A 900-nucleotide genomic window follows, 5' to 3' on the forward strand; every position below is an offset into this window, starting at 1 on the left:
GTGGAACAGCATGCCCTGCTGCATGGGCGACAACGGGTAGATGTCTTCGATGTCAGCCACCGCCACCGGCAATGCATCAAGCTGCGCCTGGCCCAGCCCGGCCAGCGGGAAGTCCGACGGGGTCAGCCCCAGCGGGGCCTGGCAGTGCTCGATCAGCGCTGCCAGCTCTGCTTCATAGGCGCGCGCCAGCTGCTCGATGCTGTCGCGGGCGAACATCTGCCCGCTGAAGCTGAACGCCAGGCTCAGTTCACCGCCATACACCTGGCCATTGAGCACCAGCCAGTTGCCCAGCGGCGCCTGCGCGCTTTGTTCCTCGCCTGCACTTTCGGCAGCCGGGACGAACAGCGCCTGCTCGTCGAACTGGCCGTCCAGCTGGCCCAGGTAGTTGAAGGTGATACGCGGCACCGGCAGTGCCGCCAGGGCCTCGCGCGCCGCCGCGCTGCCCAGATAACGCAGGGCGCCAAAACCGATGCCCTTGTGCGGCACGCTGCGCAGTTGCTCCTTGACCTGCTTGATCGAGCTGCCAAGGTCGGCGGCGGGCGTCAGGCGCACTGGGTAAGCGCTGGTGAACCAGCCCACCGTGCGGCTCAGGTCGACATCCTCGAACAGGTCTTCGCGGCCATGCCCTTCCAGCTCGACCAGCGCCGATTCAGTGCCACTCCAGCGGCACAGGACCCGCGTCAGTGCGGTCAGCAGCAAGTCGTTGACCTGCGTGCGATACGCCGCTGGGGCCTGTTGCAGCAGGCGCCGGGTCAGGTGCGCATCCAGATGCGCTTGCACGCTCTGGCGGTGGCGGTTCTGCAGACTGGCGGCGGGGTCGGCGCCGGGCAGGCCTTGTGGCGCGTCGGCCAGTTGCTGCTGCCAGTAGCCCAGTTCGCCATCCAGGCCGCCAGCGTACTG

At 67.9% G+C, this 900-nt stretch carries 1 protein-coding gene; it reads right to left on the reverse strand.

From position 1 onward, the window contains the following. On the reverse strand, window positions 1-900 hold a 900-nt coding region (locus HU720_RS23935), incomplete at both ends, for a condensation domain-containing protein (protein ID WP_238337806.1).

It is taken from the genome of Pseudomonas sp. SWRI51, from assembly GCF_014268825.1.
Lineage (GTDB): Bacteria > Pseudomonadota > Gammaproteobacteria > Pseudomonadales > Pseudomonadaceae > Aquipseudomonas > Aquipseudomonas farsensis.